At 42.0% G+C, this 1,287-nt stretch carries 1 protein-coding gene; it reads right to left on the reverse strand.

Annotated features, from left to right (window positions below):
* Positions 1 to 163 precede the first annotated feature (163 nt).
* A partial coding sequence (locus AB1555_20145) for a hypothetical protein (GenBank protein MEW6248990.1) occupies positions 164 to 1,287 on the reverse strand: 1,124 nt, incomplete at its 5' end.

The following is a 1,287-nucleotide window of genomic DNA, read 5'->3' on the forward strand; positions in this document are numbered from 1 at the left end:
AACGGTTTGCGTTAGCGGCGGCGGGACTTGGCAGGACAAACTCCGAGCGTAGACCAAAGCCGAAGGGACAGACCCGCTTCGGGCGGGGAGCATACCCGCCGTCCGCTGCACGCTGTGTTGGGCGCACTCATGGAATGCAAGACTCGTTACCTGCAAACCAAAATTAAGGCTTTATCAATATTGCTTTATTATCTGATCCTGCCGTACCGCCGAAGGAAAAATACAGCACATAAAACGAGGAAGTGTAATTGGTATTCTTTTTGAAGCAAAGCAAGCCCGTTTTAGTTTGACCAGGTCCTACTGTAATATTGTCAAAACTCAATGCCAATCCAATGTCATTACATTCAGAATATGACTGTCCAAAAACTTTCAGTAGTTGGCGTGATGCAAAACCGTATGAATCAATTAGGGCTGCATAGAAAAAGCCATATTCATCTTCTGCTATGTTTTTATTTGTGACTTCGTAATCAACAGTAATGTATGTATCGTCTTCAAGAAAATTAGATACCTTGATATCAACATTGGGGTCTATTGCGATTGTCGCAGGAAAATTTACAATTTGTTCGGTTTGTATCGAAATTTCAGAGAAGTTATCGGTGTTGAGAGGAGGTAAATCTACCGAGTAATCAAGAGCAGGAACTACCAATGTTTTGGGTGTAAGTTTTTCAGGCACACTAAAATTTACTTCATAGAAGATTAAGCTGCCATTTAAGGCGCGATTTCCACTCATTGGGATACCCGAAAATAAATCCAATTGAGTTGACACAAGTGGGAAACCTAAATCAATTGTGTCAAAGGTTTCCAAAGTGTTTCCGTACGTATATCCCTCCTCTGTCACAATATATGGGTCGTTGGCGTCATTTGTGTCGAGTCCGATATTCGCCATGTTGTATTTCCCAATATCAAGGATATATTGTCCAGAAAAAGTGCCATTTGCTACTACCCTAAACTTTGCATGGTATGGTTTCCATCCGTCACCTTGTTTGACAAAGTGGTCGCCAGGTGTCAAGCCTTCTTTGTATTCGTAAATCTCAAAACTTACTATTGAGTCGCTGGTTTCACCTGAAGGTTGTGAACTTTGTTGAGTGGGCTCAATGTTGCTTGATTCTTCTTGGCTGGTTGTCTGAGTTGAATCTGTCTCATTGTCCGATTCTTGTTGGGAACCTGAAGACAAAAAAGAACATGCTATTGTGATAGCAATTGTTAACATCGCTAGAAATACGACATGATGTGTTTTAACGGAGCGGCTCATTTTTTCTCCTTCGTATGAACGGGTGCGCCCAACGG

This window comes from Nitrospirota bacterium, assembly GCA_040755395.1.
GTDB lineage: Bacteria > Nitrospirota > Nitrospiria > Nitrospirales > Nitrospiraceae > DATLZU01.